16 protein-coding genes are annotated in these 18,345 nt (G+C 58.8%); 15 read left to right on the top strand and 1 reads right to left on the bottom strand.

Features of this window, described 5'->3' with window-relative positions; genetic code table 11:
- Positions 1 to 74 precede the first annotated feature (74 nt).
- From JW799_RS23985 to JW799_RS23945, 9 genes are all read left to right on the top strand, one after another.
- On the top strand, positions 75 to 1,133 hold the full coding sequence (locus tag JW799_RS23985; RefSeq protein WP_080838865.1) for a Gfo/Idh/MocA family protein: 1,059 nt from the start codon (positions 75 to 77) through the stop codon (positions 1,131 to 1,133).
- Positions 1,130 to 2,005 (top strand): sugar phosphate isomerase/epimerase family protein, encoded by an 876-nt coding sequence (locus JW799_RS23980; protein ID WP_080838867.1) that lies wholly within the window; start codon positions 1,130 to 1,132, stop codon positions 2,003 to 2,005. Before JW799_RS23985 ends, JW799_RS23980 begins: the two co-directional genes overlap by 4 nt.
- Positions 2,002 to 2,874, top strand: coding sequence for a sugar phosphate isomerase/epimerase family protein (locus JW799_RS23975; RefSeq protein WP_080838868.1), 873 nt, complete (start codon positions 2,002 to 2,004; stop codon positions 2,872 to 2,874). The genes JW799_RS23980 and JW799_RS23975 overlap by 4 nt, the downstream gene beginning before the upstream one ends.
- A gap of 955 nt (positions 2,875 to 3,829) precedes the next feature.
- Entirely contained in the window at positions 3,830 to 4,255 is a 426-nt protein-coding gene (locus JW799_RS23970) for a DUF6157 family protein (RefSeq protein ID WP_240353397.1), read from the top strand.
- Positions 4,256 to 4,264: 9 nt separating this feature from the next.
- Positions 4,265 to 5,314 carry an alpha/beta fold hydrolase gene (locus JW799_RS23965; RefSeq protein ID WP_205432036.1) on the top strand — a complete coding sequence of 350 codons (1,050 nt, stop codon included), beginning with the start codon at positions 4,265 to 4,267 and terminating at the stop codon, positions 5,312 to 5,314.
- A gap of 264 nt (positions 5,315 to 5,578) precedes the next feature.
- Positions 5,579 to 6,748 carry an ABC transporter substrate-binding protein gene (locus tag JW799_RS23960; protein ID WP_205432034.1) on the top strand — a complete coding sequence of 390 codons (1,170 nt, stop codon included), beginning with the start codon at positions 5,579 to 5,581 and terminating at the stop codon, positions 6,746 to 6,748.
- Between the two features lie 50 nt (positions 6,749 to 6,798).
- Complete coding sequence (locus JW799_RS23955) at positions 6,799 to 7,827, top strand: iron chelate uptake ABC transporter family permease subunit (protein ID WP_205432032.1); 1,029 nt, start codon at positions 6,799 to 6,801, stop codon at positions 7,825 to 7,827.
- Positions 7,828 to 7,830: 3 nt separating this feature from the next.
- Positions 7,831 to 8,592, top strand: a complete 762-nt coding sequence (locus JW799_RS23950; protein WP_080838875.1) for an ABC transporter ATP-binding protein — start codon at positions 7,831 to 7,833, stop codon at positions 8,590 to 8,592.
- A 36-nt stretch (positions 8,593 to 8,628) separates the two neighbouring features.
- Positions 8,629 to 9,363 (top strand): class I SAM-dependent methyltransferase, encoded by a 735-nt coding sequence (locus JW799_RS23945; protein WP_080838876.1) that lies wholly within the window; start codon positions 8,629 to 8,631, stop codon positions 9,361 to 9,363.
- A gap of 45 nt (positions 9,364 to 9,408) precedes the next feature.
- On the opposite strand, the gene JW799_RS23940 is transcribed toward JW799_RS23945, so the two are convergent.
- Entirely contained in the window at positions 9,409 to 10,410 is a 1,002-nt protein-coding gene (locus tag JW799_RS23940; protein WP_080840935.1) for a MerR family transcriptional regulator, read from the bottom strand.
- A 240-nt stretch (positions 10,411 to 10,650) separates the two neighbouring features.
- On the opposite strand from JW799_RS23940, the gene JW799_RS23935 reads away from it, so the two are divergent.
- The 6 genes from JW799_RS23935 to JW799_RS23910 all read left to right on the top strand — a co-directional run bounded on the left by JW799_RS23935 (position 10,651) and on the right by JW799_RS23910 (position 18,186).
- Positions 10,651 to 11,937 carry an amidohydrolase gene (locus JW799_RS23935; protein ID WP_205432030.1) on the top strand — a complete coding sequence of 429 codons (1,287 nt, stop codon included), beginning with the start codon at positions 10,651 to 10,653 and terminating at the stop codon, positions 11,935 to 11,937.
- 150 nt (positions 11,938 to 12,087) lie between these two features.
- Positions 12,088 to 14,157, top strand: coding sequence for a bifunctional aldolase/short-chain dehydrogenase (locus JW799_RS23930; RefSeq protein ID WP_080838880.1), 2,070 nt, complete (start codon positions 12,088 to 12,090; stop codon positions 14,155 to 14,157).
- A 34-nt stretch (positions 14,158 to 14,191) separates the two neighbouring features.
- A complete protein-coding gene (locus JW799_RS23925) occupies positions 14,192 to 14,563 on the top strand; it encodes a sensory rhodopsin transducer (protein WP_080838882.1) in 372 nt (123 codons plus the stop codon).
- Between the two features lie 42 nt (positions 14,564 to 14,605).
- Positions 14,606 to 15,862 carry an L-rhamnose isomerase gene (rhaA, locus tag JW799_RS23920; protein ID WP_080838884.1) on the top strand — a complete coding sequence of 419 codons (1,257 nt, stop codon included), beginning with the start codon at positions 14,606 to 14,608 and terminating at the stop codon, positions 15,860 to 15,862.
- Positions 15,863 to 15,895: 33 nt separating this feature from the next.
- Positions 15,896 to 17,377 (top strand): rhamnulokinase, encoded by a 1,482-nt coding sequence (locus tag JW799_RS23915; RefSeq protein WP_080838886.1) that lies wholly within the window; start codon positions 15,896 to 15,898, stop codon positions 17,375 to 17,377.
- Positions 17,378 to 17,421: 44 nt separating this feature from the next.
- Entirely contained in the window at positions 17,422 to 18,186 is a 765-nt protein-coding gene (locus tag JW799_RS23910) for a DeoR/GlpR family DNA-binding transcription regulator (RefSeq protein WP_080838888.1), read from the top strand.
- The last annotated feature ends 159 nt before the right edge of the window (positions 18,187 to 18,345 follow it).

Raw genomic sequence — 18,345 nt, 5'->3', positions numbered from 1 at the left:
CATGGCTGACCGGCTCTCTCATCTCATAATATCAAATCAGTTGGCCAATACCCAGCAGAGGAGAATGGGAAGCTATGAAAACGGTCAAAGTCGCGGTCATCGGAACGGGCTCGATTTCCGATTCGCACCTGCAATCCTACACGCGCAACCCGGGCGCGGAGCTTATCGCGGTATGCGACCTGAACGCCGAACGCGCCAAGAAAAAAGCGGAGCAATTCGGAGCCGCCAAAAGCTACAGCGATTATAAGGAGCTGCTTGCCGATCCCGATATCGACGCGGTCAGCATTTGCACCTGGAACAATACGCACGCCGAGATCGCGATCGCGGCGCTGCGGGCGGGCAAGCACGTATTGGTCGAAAAGCCCGTGTCGACGACGGTAGAGGAAGCGCTGCGCATCCAGGAGGCGGTCCGGGAGACGGGCAAGCTGCTGATGGTCGGCTACGTTCGCCGTTACGACCCGAACGCGCAAATGCTGCGCAAATTCGTCGAGCAGGGAGAGTTCGGCGAAATTTATTACGCCAAAGCTTCCGCGCTGCGCCGGCACGGCAACCCGGGCGGCTGGTTCGCGGACCGCTCGCGTTCGGGCGGGGGGCCGCTCATCGACATCGGCGTGCACATGATCGACCTGTGCTGGTACATGATGGGCAAGCCGAAGCCGATTACCGTCAGCGGCAACACGTACCACAAGCTCGGCAACCGCGCGAACGTCACCAGCCTGTCGCATTACAAGGCCGCGGATTGGGATCCGGCCTTCAACACGGTCGAGGATCTGGCCAGCGCGCTGATCCGGTTCGAAAACGGCGCAAGCCTCCAGGTGGACGTCAGCTTCGCGCTTCACGCCAAATCGAACGAAGCCTCCGTCAAGCTCTACGGCGATAAAGGCGGCTTCGAAATCGATCCGGAAATCGTCATGGTGACGGAAAAGAACGATACGATTTTGAACATTGTACCGCAAACCGACCACAAAAGCTTCGACTTCGCAGGCGCGTTCCAAAGCGAGATCGACCATTTCGTCGAATGCGTGAGAGAGGGACGCCAGCCGATCAGCCCGATCGAGGACGGCGTCGAAATGATGAAAATATTGAACGCGGTGTACGAATCGTCCGAGCGCAAAGAGGAGATCCGGCTATGAAAATCGGCGTAAGCACGTACAGTCTGTTCGGCGCGATTCGCGCGGGCGAGCTGACCGTTCCCGAAGCGATCGCCTACATCGCGGAAATCGGCGGGGAGCATGCGGAAATCGTGCCGGTCGGCTTTTCGCTGACGGACAACCCGGAGCTGATCGAGGCGATTCGGAGCCAGGCGGCAGCAAGCGGCATCGAGCTGTCCAATTACGCGATCGGCGCCAACTTCTGCGGCTTGTCGGACGATGCGTTCGAGGCGGAAATCGACCGGGTGAAAAAAGAAGTCGACATCGCGCGCCGTCTCGGCGTGAAGCTGATGCGGCACGACGCGGCTTCGTCCGACGATTTGTCGATCCGCAATTTTTTGGGCGAGCTGCCGCGGGTTGCGGAAGCCTGCCGCCGGATCGCGGAATATGCCGCAGGCTTCGGCATCACGACGAGCGTCGAAAACCACGGCTATTTCACGCAAGCGAGCGACCGGGTGCAGGCGCTCATCCACGCGGTCGACCGTCCGAATTTCAAAACGACGCTCGATGTCGGAAACTTCATGTGCGCGGACGAGCAGCCGTCCGTCGCCGTCCGAAAAAACATCGGCTACGCCTCGATGGTGCACATCAAAGATTTTTACTGGCGGCCGAAAACGCGGGGCAATCCCGGCGAGGGCTGGTTCAAGACGGCCCACGGGCATTATTTGCGCGGCGCGATCGCGGGCAACGGCGACATCGACCTGCCGGACGTGTTGTCGATCATTCGCGAATCCGGTTATGACGGCTATTTGTCGCTGGAGTTCGAAGGGATGGAGGACTGCAAGCTCGGTTCCCGCATCGGGCTTGCCAACTTGAAGAAAATGTGGAGCGAAACGGAGGAGGCGTCCAAATGAACAACAAAATCGGCGTCATCGTCGACAGCTTCCGCGTCGGCGTGCGCGAAGGGCTCGTCAAAGCGAAGCAGGTCGGGGCGGAAGGCGTGCAAATTTACGCCGTGTCGGGCGAGATGGATCCCGATAACTTAAGCCCGGCCGCGCGCAAGGAATGGAAGGCGTACATCGAATCGCTCGGGCTCGACATTTCCGCGCTCGTCGGCGATCTGGCCGGGCACGGGTTCCAGGACAAGCGGGAAAATCCGGCGAAAGTCGAGAAGTCGAAACGGATTTTGGACCTGGCGGTCGAGCTGGGAACGAACGTGGTCACGACGCATATCGGCATCGTGCCGGAAGACGAAAACGGCGAAGTGTACCATTCGATGCTGACCGCCTGCCGCGAGTTGAGTGAATACGCGACGAGCATGAACGCCTATTTCGCGATCGAAACGGGGCCGGAAACGTCGGCCCATCTGAAAAGCTTCCTGGATAAACTCGGCTCCAAAGGCGTGTCGGTCAATTTCGATCCGGCCAACATGGTGATGGTGACGGGGGACGATCCGGTGCAGGGCGTTTACACGTTGAAGGATTACATCGTGCATACCCATGCCAAGGACGGCGTCCGCTTCCGTCCGATCGATCCCCGCGAAGTGTACGGCGCGCTCGGCTACGAAAAGCTCGACCACGATAAAATCGCCGAGGAGGCCGAATCCGGTTCGGCGTTCCGCGAAGTGCCGCTGGGCGAGGGCGGCGTGGATTGGCCGAACTATATCCGGGCGCTTCAGGATATCGGCTACGGCGGCTATTTGACGATCGAGCGGGAAGTCGGAGCGAAACCGGAGGCGGACATCGCCCAAGCGGTTCAATTTTTGCGGAAGTTCCGTTCGTAACGGGACGGCTGAGAGCGGCCGGGGAAGCGACGTGGCGGAAATGCGGCGGGGAAGCAGCCGACCGCAACGAACGAGCCGGCTTTGCAGTTAAGGCGAACAGCGGCGAATCGCAACGCGTGGTCGGCAATGTAGCCGGAGGCGAACAGCGTCGGAGCGCAACGCGTGGTCGGCAATGTAGCCAAGGCGAACAGCGGCGAATCGCAACGCGCGGGTCGGCAATGTAGCCAAGGCGAACAGCGGCGAATCGCAACGCGTGGTCGGCTAATCAACGAACCATTTGTCTGCGCGCTACCGGCGCCTTATCGAATAACGGTCGGATCCAACCGGCCGTTATTTTTTAAATCTGTGAACATGTACGAGCAAGCATGTGGGTACAATCGCACTGTTCGGACAGCAGGAATATAGTTCCCAGCGATATTTCCCCCATCCATCCAGAAATTGGCTCGGCCCCCCCCGTAATTCGTTTGAGTCGTGATGACTCATCTCCAACCGCCATGCGCAAACAGCCGCACGCATTTGAGTAAAATTTACTCATCTCACGGCCTCCGCATGCGCGCTAACGATCTATTTGAGTCGTGGTGACTCATCTCAGCCCGCCAAGCCGCAAACTGCCGCACGCAGTTGGGTAAAATTTACTCATCTCACGGCCTCCGCATGCGCGCTAACGATCCATTTGAGTCGTGATGACTCATCTCCAACCGCCATGCGCAAACAGCCGCACGCATTTACTCATCTCACGGCCTCCGCATGCGCGCTAACGATCCATTTGAGTCGTGGTGACTCATCTCAGCCCGCCATGCGCAAACTGCCGCACGCATTTGAGTGAAATTTACTCCTCTCACGGCCTCCGCATGCGCGCTAACGATCCATTTGAGTCGTGGCGACTCATCTCAGCCCGCGGATGCTTGTGTTTTTGCCGCGATTCGGTATACTGGCGCCTAAGGAGGGAGATCGGTTGAGTTACAAGGACACGCTGATTCTCATTTCGGAGGATTGCCCGGCTGAAGCCGGTATCGTCCCGCAAAGCGCGAAGGAAACAAAGCCGGCGCACGTCATTCAATACGAGCTGCTGTCGGCAAATCCTTATCGCTTCACCCACGAGGAACTGCTGTTCGAGGTTCACGTCCGTCACAAGGGAATTCCGGAAGACAAAGCGGCGGCGGATCGCAGACTAATATGGGACGAGCTGTTCGGCAAGTCGCATCCGTGCCTCCGGGCGTCGATGCTGCCCAAAAAATTCGGCTGGGGCGTCCATTACGACGCCGAAGGCCGGATCGCCCTTTACGGGGCGGAATCTCCCGAGTACCAAAACTGGCTCGAGAACGAGGGCAAGGAGGGCAACCCGAAGCTGCTGCGCGCCATGCGGAACAAGCGGAAGTAAGGGAAAACGATGCGAGTGAACAGCAAAAAGAAGAAACGATGGAAGATCGCCGCCCTGCTTCTATTTCTTGTTATCGCCGCCGGATTCGTGTTCCCGACGTGGACGCCATGGATCAAAGGCGCCGACAGCATCTATTTCTTAGGCCAAGTCCCGATTAACGGAGCCGGGCACGAGGTGATGATCCGGGGAACGGACAGAAGCAACCCGGTCGTCATCTTCGTTCACGGCGGCCCGGGCTGCTCCGAGATTCCTTATGTAAGAAAGTACCAGGATTTGCTTGAAGACGATTTTACGATCGTTCATTACGACCAGCGGGGAAGCGGGAAGTCGTACCATTTTTTCGAGGATTATTCGAACGTGACGGCGGAACTGCTCGTAGAAGATTTGCTGGCGTTGACCGATTACGTCCGGGAGAAGCTTGGACAAGAAAAAGTGCTGCTGGTCGGCCACTCCTTCGGAACGTACATTTCGCTGCAGGCGGCTGCCGAAGCGCCCGACAAATATGCCGCTTATATCGGGATCGGCCAGGTGGCCGACACGGTGGAGAGCGAGCTGGACAGCCTGAATTATACGATCGGGCAGGCCGAACTCGCCGGCAACGCGAAAGACGCAGAACGGCTGGAACGGCTGAGGAGCGCGATCGAGAGCGGAGAAGAACACACGCCAAGGGATCTGGTTCGGAAATACGGCGGCGCGGCAAGGCTTATCGACGACAACAGGGACTACTATACGGGCTTTCTGTTCAATCCCGAGTATAATTTGCTCGATGTCGTTCGATATTTGCGCGGCGTTGCCGTCACCCAAGAAAGGCTGCTTGAGGAGGAAGCGGGGAAAAACATTACCGGAATCGTTCGCCAATTGGATATTCCCTTATATTTCGTTATGGGGAAATACGATTATATGACTTCCGCAAGTGCGGCCAAACATTACTTCGACCGCTTGGAGGCCCCCGAGAAGCAATTCGTTTTATTCGAAAAATCCGCCCATTATCCGCAATTCGAGGAAGAGGAACGGTTCGCCGAGTGGCTGAACGCAACATGGAATCATCTCGCTTCATAAAGCAGGATTTATCCCGACGCGCGTCTCCGAAGGAGCACGGCGCGTTTTTTTCGCGATTCAGAATGGATAAGTTTCTCCGATAAAAACGACATTCTCTGTCTCCCAGAACGGCGAAGACGTTTTTACTAGGTTTTCGCAAAAATAAGTTGCCGGAAGCTTCGTTAGTGTTACAATATAGAAAAAATGTGTTACGAAAATCGGTTGGACAGGTGGGGAATCACGCAAATGGGAAAGATACGCAATAGCATGACGAGGCTTGTCGCAATGGCGTTTGTTGCGCTCATGCTTGCGGCGGGGTGTTCGAGCCAAACGGTTAACGGTCCCTCGCAAGCGAGCGATTCCGCGCAAGCAAGCGATCCGTCTGCGGTTAACGGTTCGGCTGCGATCGTCTTTACGGACGTTGCGGGCAGGGAGGTTCGGCTGGACAAGCCGCCGGAAACGTTCATCGTCGCCAACTATATCGCCAATTTTATGATGGTGGGCGGCGCGGAAAGCCTGGACAAGGTCGTCGGAATGACGTTCGACGGCTGGGAAGATACGCGGTACGGCGAGTACAAGGTATTTACCGACGCGTTTCCGCGGATGAAAAGCGGCGATATCGTCAGCATCGGCGGGTATCACGACGACGTGCTGAACGCGGAGAAAATCGTTTCGCTCGAACCCGACGTCCTGCTGATGAACCTGTCGCAATACGCGGAAAACAATCCGCAAATCGCGACGTTCGAACAGGCGGGAATCGCCGTCGTCGTCCTGGATTACCATGCGCAAAAGCTGGAAAATCATACGAAGAGCACGGAAATTCTAGGGCTGCTGCTGGGCAGGGAACAAGTTGCCGAGGAGCAGAACGAAGCTTATATTGGCGCGATCGAGCAGGTAAACGAGCGGATCGCCGCGCTCCCCGAAGAGCAAAAGGGGAAAAAGGTTTACGTGGAGCTCGGAAACAAGGGCGTAGGCGAATACGGCAACAGCTACAGCGACTCGATGCTCTGGGGCGCGATCGTTCACAACGTCGGCGCCGACAATATGGGAGCGGGGATCGACGGGGGCTACGGCGTTCTGGACAAAGAGTTCGTAATCGCTTCGAATCCCGACGTTATCTTTATCGGCGGGTCGATTTGGTCGGACGACAGCGGCGGGGACCAGATGCGAATGGGATTTGCGGTCGACGAAGCGACGGCGCAAGAGCGGCTGGCCGGATTCGCTTCGAGACCGGAATGGAAGGACTTGAAAGCCGTCAAAAACGGAGAAGTTTACGGCGTCGATCACGGCAGCCTGCGCAATATGATCGATTATGCGTTTACCCAGTATCTCGCCAAGGCGCTATATCCCGAAGCGTTTGCGGATATCGATCCGGCGAAGTCGATGCACGACTATTACGAGAAATACCTTCCGGAGCTGAACGATGACGGAACGTTCATGATTCGTTTGCGATAGTCGGTCCCTATAGGGCGGATAACCAAATATGAGGAATGAAGGGCTGGCATGTGACCGAAAAATCGAATGGATACGCGGGCTTGAACCGAAGAAGGATGATGGCCGTCCTGATTTCGGCATTCGCCTTTGCGCTCGCGCTTGGGTTTGACCTCGCGGCGGGATCGTCGAACATGGCGTTCGCCGACCTGTTGAAGGCTTTGGCGGCCGGTCCGAACGGCGAAGGCGTTGCGAAAGTCGTCGTCTGGGATATTCGGCTGCCGATGACGCTGACGTGCGTATTCGTTGGGGCGTCGTTGGGAGTGGCGGGGCTCCAGCTGCAGACGATTACGAACAATCCGCTGGCCAGCCCCTATACGTTCGGGATTACGGCGAGCGCGAGCTTCGGCGCGGCGATCTCGATCACGACGGGCTTTGCGATCGCGGGGCAATTGTGGCTGGGGACCTCCTTGCTGGCGTTTTTGTTTGCCCTGCTCGTTTCCGTCTGCATTTATTACATGGGCAAGTTCCGCGGCATGTCGACGATGACGCTGATTTTAACCGGCATTATGATGAACTTCTTTTTTACCGCGCTGCAGCAATTTTTGCAGTATCGCGCCTCGCCCGAAATCGCGCAAATCATCTCCGGCTGGACGTTCGGGAATTTGGCGCGTTCGACCTGGACAAGCGTCGCGGTCAGCGCGGCGTTTCTGCTCGTTTGCTCCATTGCCTTGATGCGGCGTTCCTGGAGGCTTACGGCGCTTTCGGCCGGGGAAGAGAAGGCGGAAAGCCTGGGCGTCAACGTCGAGAGGCTGCGTTTTTCGGTGTTTGTCATCAGCGCCGTGCTCATCTCGGGGGCCGTCTCGTTCATCGGGACCGTCGCCTTCGTCGGGCTGGTCGCTCCGCATTGCGCCCGCCTGCTGTCCGGAGACGACCAACGGTTTCTGCTGCCTCTTTCCATGCTGTTCGGGGGCATGCTGATGCTGCTGTCATCGATCGTCTCCAAGCTGCTGTCGGCCGGCTCGATGCTGCCGGTCGGAATCATTACTTCGATCGTCGGCGTGCCGTTCCTGTTTATACTCATTTTGAGGAAGAGAGACTGAGCGATGCTGAAATTAACCGTAGACAACTTAAGCGCGCAATATGCGGACCGGCGAATATTAAACCGAATCTCCGCGACGTTTCACGGCGGTCAAATGACGGCGGTCATCGGCCGGAACGGCGTCGGCAAGACGACCTTCATCAAAGCGATCGCGGGGCAGGTGAAAAGCGGCGGAACCGTTCGTCTGGCGGATGACGAAGCCGATACGGTCTACCCGCCGACGGACATTGCCTATTTGCCGCAGATCGGATCGGCGAGCACGAGATTGACGGTGTTCGAGATGGTGTTGCTGGGCTTGGTGAAAAATTTGCGCTGGCGGGTCGCCGAGGAGCAGATCGCCAGCGTTGCCCGGGTTCTGGAGGAGCTGAACCTGTCCGAATTGAGCCGACGTCCGTTCAACCATCTGAGCGGCGGGCAAAAACAGCTCGTGTCGATGGCCCAGTCCTTCGTATCGAGGCCGAGGGTGCTGCTGCTCGACGAGCCGACGAGCGCGCTCGATTTGCGGCATCAGCTGATCGTCATGGATTTGGCAAAGGAGTATACGAGGAAAACGGGGGCGATTACGATTTTCGTCGTTCACGATTTGATGCTGGCGTCAAGATACAGCGACCGGATGCTTCTGCTGGACGAGGCCCGCGTCAAAGCGCACGACACGCCGGAAAACGTGCTGGTTCCCGAAGTGTTGCAAAGCGTTTATAACGTCAAGGTCAGCGTCGAGAAAACGTCGCTGGGCTACTTGAACGTCGTGCCGGTCGCGCCGCTGTAAGGCGATCGTTTCGGCATAAAACAAAGGAGATGCGGGATGGAACTGGAAAAGATCAAGTCGTATTGGAACGAGCGGGCGGAAGGTTTTTCCCTCGCCAACCTGGAGCAGCTGCGAACCGACGCGAAAGACCACTGGCTTGCGGCGCTTCGGCAGCACGCCCCGCGGAAGGAAAAGCTCAAATGCCTGGATGTCGGGTGCGGCCCGGGCTTTTTGGCGATTTTGCTGGCGAAGGAGGGGCACGACGTCACCGCCGTCGATTATACCGAAAAGATGCTCGAACACGCGGCAAAAAACGCGGAAGCCGAGCGCGTCGCCATCGATCTTCGGCGAATGGACGCCCAGCAGCTCGCTTTTGAGGATAACAGCTTCGATTACATCGTCTCGAGGAATCTGACGTGGAACCTTGAATTTCCCGAGCGCGCCTATGCGGAATGGCTGCGCGTGCTGAAGCCCGGAGGCCGAATATTGAATTTCGACGGCAATCACTACCTTCACCATTACGACCCGCTTTACAAGCAGTTCCGCGAATCCGGGGCCTATGCGGATCCCCACAAAAAGGAGCATCTCCAAGGCGTCGATACGGGCGTGATCGAGCGCATTTCGCGAAATTTGCCGCTGAGCAAAGTCGAGCGTCCCGCCTGGGACTTGTCCTTCTTCGCCCGCTCCGCCGCGAGGAAAATCGCGAGCGAGATCGAAAGGCGGTCGTTTGCGAACGAGGCCGGCCAACCCTGCTCGATCATTCAAAGCTTTTATGTTTGCGTCGAGAAATAGGAGCCGACAACCGAAAGCGTTGCGTTCGTCCCGCGTGCCCATTCGTTATTCCGCGCAGACGAGAAACAGCCGCTCGTTCAAGCGCCGGTACCGGACTTTGAAGCCGAAATCGGCGAACAGGAGGAGAAGGCCGGGAAGCGAGACGAGGTCGGCCCCGTTTTCGGTTTTGCCGGATTTTCGCCGGACTTCCGGCTCCGCCGTCATTAAATCCGCGATGCAAATGCGCCCGTGCGGCTTCAGCACGCGGCGCATTTCTTTGACCGCAAGCCGCTGCTGATCGCTTTCCAGATGGTGAAACGCAAAGCTGGACGCGATAAAATCGAATTTTTCGTCGAGAAAAGGGAGGGCGAGGAAATTGCCGAGCCTCGTCTCCATGGCGGGAAACTTCCGGCGGCAAATTTTCAGCATCTCTTTGGACTGGTCGACTCCGGCCATATCGGCGCCCCGTTCCGCCAGCTTGCCGGCCAGATTTCCCGTTCCCGTGCCGACGTCGAGCCCCCGTTCGCCCGCGGCCGGATTCATCCATTCGACGACCGATTGAAGCGCCGTTTCATAATCCCGGTACGTATCGGCGTCGATTCGCACCCGCTCGTCGTGGCCGGCCGCGAGCCGGTCGAAGTTCCACTTGTCGGTCCAACGGCTGCGGTGCTCCCGCAGACGCCGGGAACCTTCCGCCAGCCTGAAAATGTCGTCCAGCGGCAGCGTTTTCCGTTCCCGGACGATGCGGATCATGTCGTCGGTCGTCTCGATCATTTGCTTGATCTCCAGCCATTTGGCGAACAAAGCGGACCGCTGCAGCTCCAAATAATAGGGCAGCTCCTCGCTGCCGAGTTCTTCCATTTTGTCCAGCACGGCTTTCATGTCCTCGACGGACATGCCGGATTCCCGGAGCGAGACGATCGTCTGCAGCCGCCAAATATCCTGTTCGCCGAATTCGCGGTATCGGGTGTCCTCATCCTTTGCCGGCGCGATAAGCCCCTTTTCCTCGTAAAAGCGGATCGCTCTCGGCGTTATGCGCAGCTTTTCCGCCGCTTCCTTTATTTTCACCGGCATTCACCTTCCGTTTCTTCTTCTTATTGTAAACCTTCACCTTACGTGAAAGTAAAGGGCCGTGCGGCCGTTCCTTGCCTATTCCGCTGCGTAAACGCAAAGCGCCAGGCGGGCGTCTTTCGGCCGTTCCGTTGCGTGAATGCGGCCCGCGCCGCAGCGGCCTCTTGACATTCGCGTCAGGGAAGGGCGCACGATGGGAAAGGGTTCGACGATCAAAAAAACGGAGGGTGAACGCGCATGCGAACGCTGATTAAGCAAGCGACGATCGTGACGATGAAGGAGGAGGAACCGTTTGTCGGAGATATCCTGATCGAAGGGGATTCGATCGCGGAAATCGGATTCGCCATCGACGCGGCCGCGGATGAGGTCATCCCGGCGGAAGGGATGGCGGCGATGCCGGGCCTGGTCAACGCTCACCAGCATTCGCCGATGAGCCTGCTGAGAGGCTTTTCCGACGATCTCAAGCTGATGAAATGGCTGGATCGAAAAATGCTTCCGGCCGAAGCGAGAATGACGCCGGAGGACATTTATTGGGGAGCGAAGCTCGGCATTGCCGAAATGATCAAATCGGGAACGACCGCTTTCGCCGACATGTACATTCATATGGACGAAATCGCGTTTGCCGTGGAGGAGACCGGAATCCGGGCTTCGCTGACGAGAGGGCTCGTATTCGCCGAGGACGACGGGGGCCGGAGGATGGCGGAAGCGCTGGATTTGATCGAACGCTGGTCGGGCAAGGCGGAGGGGAGAATCACGACGATGCTCGGCCCGCACTCGCCGTACATGTGTCCGCCGGAACCGCTGTCCCGCGTCATCAGGCTTGCCGAGGAAACGGGCGTGCCAATCCATATCCATTTGGCGGAAACGAAGGAAGAGACGGTCAAAATCCGCGACCGCTACGGCTTGACGCCGACCGAATATTTGGCGCATGCGGGCATGTTCGACCGGGCTCACGTACTGCTCGCGCACGGCGTCCATTTGAGCCGGAAGGACGTGCGGCTGCTCGCGGGCATGCGCGGCGGGGTTGCGCACAACCCGGTCAGCAATCTGAAGCTGGGCTGCGGCATCGCCCCGGTGACGGAGCTCCGGCATCAGGGCGTCGTCGTCGGGCTCGGCACGGACGGGGCGGGCAGCGCGACGAGCGTCGACATGTTCGAACAGATCAAGGCCGCCTCCTGGCTGCAAAAGCTGGATTACGGCGACCCGACCAAGCTTCCGGCGCGGCAGGCTTTGCGCATGGGCACGATCGAGGGAGCGAGGCTGCTTCGGATCGACGGGAGCGTCGGGACGCTGGAGAAGGGTAAAAAGGCGGACCTGATCCTGATCGACATGCGCAAGCCCCGTCTTCAGCCGGTCCACCGGCTCGAATCGCTGCTGGCGTACGGCGCCTGCGGGGCGGACGCGGACACGACGATCGTGAACGGCAAGCTGCTGATGCGCGGCCGGAAGCTGCTGACGATCGACGAAGACGAGCTGCTTCGGCAAGCCGCCCGCCGGGCCGTGCGAATCGTGGACGGGATTTGACAAACCGAAACGTGCAACAACCGAAACCGCCGGCATTCGAATCGGCGGTTTTATTTTTGTTTTTGTTTGAAATCTCATATTCAAAAATAAACAAAGATGATATAATCGAAACAAGCAAAAACAAAACCAACATTCGGAGGTTTTCTCAACATGGTACAAAGCTTGTGGGACTCTTCTAAAGCAGCCGAGCTTCAAAGCGGACTGGACCAGCTCGTTTACCGCTCGAACATCATCGGCGCGGATCGCCGCGTTTGCAACTGGGGCGGCGGCAACACGTCGGCCAAGACGATCGTGAAGGATTTCCGCGGCCGCGACGTCGAAGTCATGTACGTCAAAGGCAGCGGCTCCGACCTTGCCTCGATGAAAGCGGGCAATTTCACCGGCCTGCGCATGGACGACATCCGTCCGTTGTTCGAGCGCGACGAGATGAGCGACGAAGAAATGGTGGCTTATCTGGCGAACTGCATGATCGACGCCAAGCATCCTCGCGCTTCGATCGAAACGCTGCTGCACGCGTTCCTGCCGTTCAAGCACGTCGACCATACGCATCCGGATTCGATCATCAGCCTCTGCTGCGCGGATAACGGCAAAGAGCTGGCCAAGGAAATTTTCGGCGACCGCTTCGTCTGGGTTCCTTACGTGCGCCCGGGCTTCACGCTGTCCAAGATGATCGCGGAAGGCGTGCTGGCCAACCCGAAAGCCGAGCTCGTCCTGATGGAGAAACACGGCCTTGTCACCTGGGGCGAAACGTCCGAAGAAGCATATGCGCAAACGATCAAAATCATCAGCGAAGCCGAAGCGTTTATCGAAGCGCGCGTCAATGAGGCGAAGCTGTTCGGCGGCGCAAAGCATGCCCCGCTGCCGGCCGACGTCCGCCGCTCGATCGCGGCGCAAGTGATGCCGACGATTCGCGGCGCGGTCAGCGACGCGAAAAAAATGATCCTGTCGTTCGACGACGCGGACGACGTGCTCGCTTTCGTCGGCGGCCACGATTCCCCGAAGCTGTCGCAGGTCGGCGCCGCTTGCCCGGACCACCTCGTGCACACGAAGGTCGTGCCGCTGTTCGTCGACTGGACGCCTGACGCGGACGACGTCGAAGGCCTGAAACAAATTCTGAAAGAAAGCATCGCCGCATACAAAGAGCAGTACAAGGCGTACTTTGAACGCAACAAAAACGAAGGCGACGTCATGTTCGAAGCCGCTCCTCGCGTCATCCTGATTCCGGGCGTCGGCATGATCAACACGGGCAAGAGCTGGGCGATGTCCCAGGTAAGCGGCGCGCTCTACCACCGCGCGATTGCGGTCATGCGCGGCGCGACGGCGCTGGGCAACTTCGTCTCGCTCAGCGAAAACGAATCCTACAACGTCGAATACTGGCCGCTCGAGCTTTACAAGCTGTCCCTCGCTCCGCCGGAAGCCGAATTCTCCCGCCAGGTCGCGTTCATTACGGGCGGCGCGGGCGGCATCGGCAGCGAAACGGCCCGCCGTCTCGTGTCGGAAGGCGCGCACGTCGTGCTGGCCGACCTGAACCTTGAAGGCGGGGAGAAGGTCGCGGCCGAAATCAACGCGAAATACGGCGAAAACCGCGCGATCGCCGTCAAAATGGACGTCACGAGCGAGGAAGCGGTCCAGGCCGCTTACGCGCAAACGGCTCTTGCTTACGGCGGCGTCGACATCATCGTCAACAACGCCGGCCTCGCGACGTCCAGCCCGTTCGACGAAACGTCGCTCAAGGAATGGAGCCTGAACATGAACGTGCTCGGCACGGGCTACTTCCTCGTTGCCCGCGAGGCGTTCAAGCTGATGAAGGAGCAGGCTATCGGCGGCAGCATGGTGTTCATCGGCTCGAAGAACTCCGTTTACGCCGGCAAAAACGTCACCGCCTACAGCTCCGCGAAAGCGCTGGAAGCGCATCTGGCCCGCTGCATCGCGGCCGAGGGCGGCGAGTTCGGCATTCGCGTCAACACGATTTTGCCGGACGCGATTTTGCAAGGCTCCGCCATCTGGAACAGCAACTGGCGCAACGAACGCGCCGCGGCGTACGGCATCGAGCCGGACCAGCTGGAAGAGTACTACCGCAAGCGCACGACGCTGCTCGTCAACATTTATCCGCGCGATATCGCGGAGGGCGTCGCGTTTTTCGCCTCCTCGAAATCGGCGAAAACGACGGGCTGCATGCTGACGATCGACGGCGGCGTGCCGGCGGCGTTCACGAGATAATCGCCATTATTATGCATAAGGGAGGTCTTGCGGTATGCCGCAAGCGAAAGGCGAAAAGCACTGGATCATTCCCGACGGCTACATTCCGCCGACAAGCGCGGGATCGCTCGAAAGCCACGAATCCGTCTGCGTGCTGAACGTGTCCTCGGAAGAAGCGCTGATCAACTTCACGATTTTTTTCGAAGACCGCGACCCGATGGAAGACATTCTCGTCGTCGTTCCGCCAAGACGCACGAAGCATATCCGCACCTCGTCCCTGGTCAAAAACGGAACGCCGATCCCGGTCGGCGTTCCGTATGCGATCGAGGTGCGCAGCGACATACCGGTCATCGTTCAATACAGCCGATTGGATGCGACGCAGGCCGAGAACGCTCTCATGTCCGTCGTCGCCTACCCGGTCAAATAATTCGAGGTCAGACTAAGGGGCTCGCCCGAAGGGAGTAATTCGATGTCTTCCAACGTACAAAAAAGCTACGAAGAGGCGAAACAGCTTTACGCCAAGCACGGGATCGACGTGGACGCGGCGCTCGCCAAGCTTTCCGAAATCAAAATTTCCATGCACTGCTGGCAAGGCGACGACGTTCGCGGTTTTTTGAACAAGGATCAGGAGCTGACCGGCGGCATCGCGGTAACCGGCAACTATCCGGGAGCCGCCCGCACGCCCGAGGAGCTTCGCGCCGATTTGGAGAAAGCGTTCTCTTTGATTCCCGGCAAGCACAAGGTCAATCTTCACGCGATTTACGCGGATACGGACGAAAAGGTCGAACTGGACCGACTCGAGCCGAAGCATTTCGAAAAATGGGTGACCTGGGCGAAGGAGCAAGGCCTCGGCCTCGACTTCAACCCGACCTGCTTCTCTCACGAAAATTCGAAGGACGGCTTTACGCTGAGCCACGCCGATCCGAAAATCCGCAAGTTCTGGATCGACCACTGCAAGGCCTCGCGCAAAATCGGAGCCTATTTCGGCGAGCAATTGGGCCAAACGTGCGTCACGAACGTCTGGGTGCCGGACGGCTACAAAGACACGCCGGCGGACCGCCTGGCGCCGCGGCAGCGCCTGAAGGATGCGCTGGACGAAGTGTTCGCCGAGGAGCTGAACCCTGCCCACAACCTCGACGCGGTCGAAAGCAAAGTGTTCGGCCTTGGCGCGGAAGCGTACACCGTCGGCTCTCACGAGTTTTACATGGGCTACGGCTTGACGAATAACAAGCTGATCTGCCTGGACGCCGGCCATTTCCATCCGACCGAAGTGATTTCGAACAAGCTGTCGGCGCTGTCGCTGTTCGCGGAAGGCATTCTGCTGCACGTCAGCCGCCCGGTGCGCTGGGACAGCGACCACGTCGTCACGCTGGACGACGAGCTGCTGGATATCGGCAAGGAGCTGATTCGCGGCGATCTGCTCGGCAAAACGCACATCGGGCTCGATTTCTTCGATGCCAGCATCAACCGCGTCGCCGCCTGGGTCATCGGCACCCGCAACACGATCAAGGCGCTGCTGCGCGCGATGCTGGAGCCGGTCGAAGCGCTGAAAAAAGCGGAGCTCGAAGGCGACTACACGACGCGCCTCGCGCTGACCGAGGAGTTCAAGACGTATCCGTTCGGCGCCGTATGGGATTACTACTGCGAAAAATCGGGCGTTCCGGTTCGCGAGGAGTGGCTTGCGGAAATCAAAGCCTACGAGCAGGAAGTGCTGCTCAAGCGCTAATCGGACGTACTTTTCAATCAAGGATGATGCCAGTTGACGAGCACACTCGCCTATGATCTCGGCGCGAGCAGCGGCAGGGCGCTGCTCGGCCGGCTGACCGACCGTTCGATCGAGACGGAAGAGTTGCACCGTTTCCCGAACGACCCCGTGCAAGTCGGGGGACGTTTGCACTGGGACGTGCTTAGGTTGTACCATGAGATGAAGACGGGACTGCTCAAAGCGAAAAACAAGGGCATCGCCCTGCAAAGTCTCGGCATCGACACCTGGGCGGTCGACTTCGGGTTTATCGGCGCGAACGGCGAATTGCTGGGCAACCCGTACAACTACCGCGACCGGCACACCGAAGGGGCGATGGAGCAGCTGTTCGAGCAAATCCCTTCGGCCGAAATTTTCAACCGGACCGGAATTCAGTTTTTAACGTTCAATTCGATTTTCCAGCTGTTCGCGCTCAAGCGGGACGAGAACCCGATCCTGCGCGAAGCGAAGCGCTTCCTGATGATTCCGGACCTGCTGCGCTACTTCCTGACCGGCGAGCGGTTCAACGAGTTTTCCAACGCGACGACGACGCAGCTGTACAATCCGCTGAAAGGCGATTGGGACCGGGAGCTGATCGGCAAGCTCGGCCTGCCGGAACAATGGTTCGGCGAAATCGTGCAGCCGGGAACGCGGGTCGGCTCGCTGCTGCCTTCGCTGTGCGAGGAGCTCGGCATCGAGCCGGTGCCGGTTTACGCGGTCGCCGAGCACGATACCGGCTCGGCCGTCGCGGCGGTTCCGGCGCTCGACCGATCGTTCGCGTATCTCAGTTGCGGAACGTGGTCGCTGATGGGGACGGAAGTGGAGAAGCCCGTCATAAACGATCTGGCCCGGGAGCTGAATTTTACGAACGAGGGCGGCGTCGGCGGCACGTACCGGCTGCTCAAAAACATCATGGGCCTGTGGATTTTGAACGAAACGCGCCGGGAATGGGAGCGGTCGGGCATTTCCTATTCGTTCCCGGAGCTCGTGCAGCTCGCGGGAGCGGCTCCGGCGTTCGCGGCGTTCATCGATCCGGACGACGACGCGTTTCTCCCGCCGGGAGACATGCCGGGACGCATTCGCGCCTACTGCGCGAAAACCGGACAGCAAGCGCCCGAGGACGCGGGAGCCGTCGTTCGCTGCATTCTGGAAAGCCTGGCGCTGAAATACCGGTACGTGCTCGAGATGACCGAGCGGCTGAGCGGCCAGCGGTTCAACGGCTTGCACATGGTCGGCGGCGGCATCCAGAATGCGCTGCTCTGCCAATGGTCCGCGAACGCGATCGGCAAGCCCGTCTGGGCGGGACCGGCCGAAGGCAGCGCCATCGGCAACCTGGCCGTTCAGTGGATCGCGCAAGGACAGTTTTCCGACATTTGGGAGGCGCGGAAGGTTATTCGCGAATCGTTCCCGGTGACGACGTACGAGCCGCAGCAACGGGAGCATTGGGAAGACGCGTACGGCCGCTTTTTGCGCGCGACCGGACTTGCGCGCGCGAATTGACGTGCGAATCGAAACGACGAAATGAGGACGAAAAGAGGTAGGCTATGCTGGTCGCGGAACGCTACGAGTACATTGTTCAGCTGGTAAACGAGCGAGGAAGCATCCGGGTTGCCGAGCTGAGCGAGCTGTGCCAAGTGACGGAGGAGACGATTCGCCGGGACTTGGACCGCTTGGAGCTGGCCGGCCGATTGCGCCGCACGCACGGCGGAGCGGTTAGCGTCAAGGATCAGCAGCAGCCGCCGGAGGTGCCTTACGCGGAACGGGAAATCCTGAACGCGGAAGAGAAGAAACGAATCGCCGAGGCGGCGATCGAGTTGATCCGTCCGAAGGACCGGATTTTGCTCGACGCCAGCTCTACGGCATGGTATATGGCGGCGCAGCTGCCGGATATTCCGCTGACCGTGCTGACCAATTCGATCAAGGTTGCCCTCGAGCTTGCGGCGAAGGAAAAGATCGTCGTCATTTCGACCGGCGGGCAGCTTGCGCACGGCTCGCTTTCGTATGTCGGTCCGCTTGCGGAGCGTTCTCTCGACGCCTATCACGTAGGCAAGGCGTTTTTGTCGTGCAAGGGCGTCCATCTGGAACGCGGCGTCAGCGAATCGAACGAACTGCAGGCGAGGATCAAGAGCAAAATGATCGGCATGGCAGACGAAGTGATTTTGCTGGCCGATTCCAGCAAGTTCGGCAGCCAGGCGTTCGCCCACGTCGCGGATTTGGATGCGATCGCTTCGATCGTTACCGACCGCCGAATGCCGAAAGACATGCAGCAGATGATAACCGATCGAGGAATATCGGTGAAAACGGTATAGCAGCGGTTCATCCGGCAAGCGCGGCGGCGCTCTCGCACATCGATGTGCGGGAGCGTCTTTTTGCCGTTTGCGGATGCGCTGCGCGAAAAAAACGAGGGAAAATCCGAGCGATTTTATTTGACAATGAGAATCATTATCATTTATTATAGGGATACGACA

This window comes from Cohnella algarum (assembly GCF_016937515.1).
Taxonomy (GTDB): Bacteria; Bacillota; Bacilli; order Paenibacillales; family Paenibacillaceae; genus Cohnella; species Cohnella algarum.
The sequence above is the reverse complement of the archived record's forward strand: the minus strand, read 5'-3'. Positions and strand labels throughout refer to the sequence as shown.

Excerpts from the sequence above, each read along its gene's own strand:
- JW799_RS23985 (WP_080838865.1), top strand. The coding sequence starts at position 75 with ATGAAAACGGTCAAAGTCGCGGTCATCGGAACGGGCTCGATTTCCGAT.
- JW799_RS23980 (WP_080838867.1), top strand. The coding sequence starts at position 1,130 with ATGAAAATCGGCGTAAGCACGTACAGTCTGTTCGGCGCGATTCGCGCG.
- JW799_RS23975 (WP_080838868.1), top strand. The coding sequence starts at position 2,002 with ATGAACAACAAAATCGGCGTCATCGTCGACAGCTTCCGCGTCGGCGTG.
- JW799_RS23965 (WP_205432036.1), top strand. The coding sequence starts at position 4,265 with ATGCGAGTGAACAGCAAAAAGAAGAAACGATGGAAGATCGCCGCCCTG.
- JW799_RS23960 (WP_205432034.1), top strand. The coding sequence starts at position 5,579 with ATGGCGTTTGTTGCGCTCATGCTTGCGGCGGGGTGTTCGAGCCAAACG.
- JW799_RS23950 (WP_080838875.1), top strand. The coding sequence starts at position 7,831 with ATGCTGAAATTAACCGTAGACAACTTAAGCGCGCAATATGCGGACCGG.
- JW799_RS23945 (WP_080838876.1), top strand. The coding sequence starts at position 8,629 with ATGGAACTGGAAAAGATCAAGTCGTATTGGAACGAGCGGGCGGAAGGT.
- JW799_RS23935 (WP_205432030.1), top strand. The coding sequence starts at position 10,651 with ATGCGAACGCTGATTAAGCAAGCGACGATCGTGACGATGAAGGAGGAG.
- JW799_RS23930 (WP_080838880.1), top strand. The coding sequence starts at position 12,088 with ATGGTACAAAGCTTGTGGGACTCTTCTAAAGCAGCCGAGCTTCAAAGC.
- JW799_RS23925 (WP_080838882.1), top strand. The coding sequence starts at position 14,192 with ATGCCGCAAGCGAAAGGCGAAAAGCACTGGATCATTCCCGACGGCTAC.
- rhaA (WP_080838884.1), top strand. The coding sequence starts at position 14,606 with ATGTCTTCCAACGTACAAAAAAGCTACGAAGAGGCGAAACAGCTTTAC.
- JW799_RS23910 (WP_080838888.1), top strand. The coding sequence starts at position 17,422 with ATGCTGGTCGCGGAACGCTACGAGTACATTGTTCAGCTGGTAAACGAG.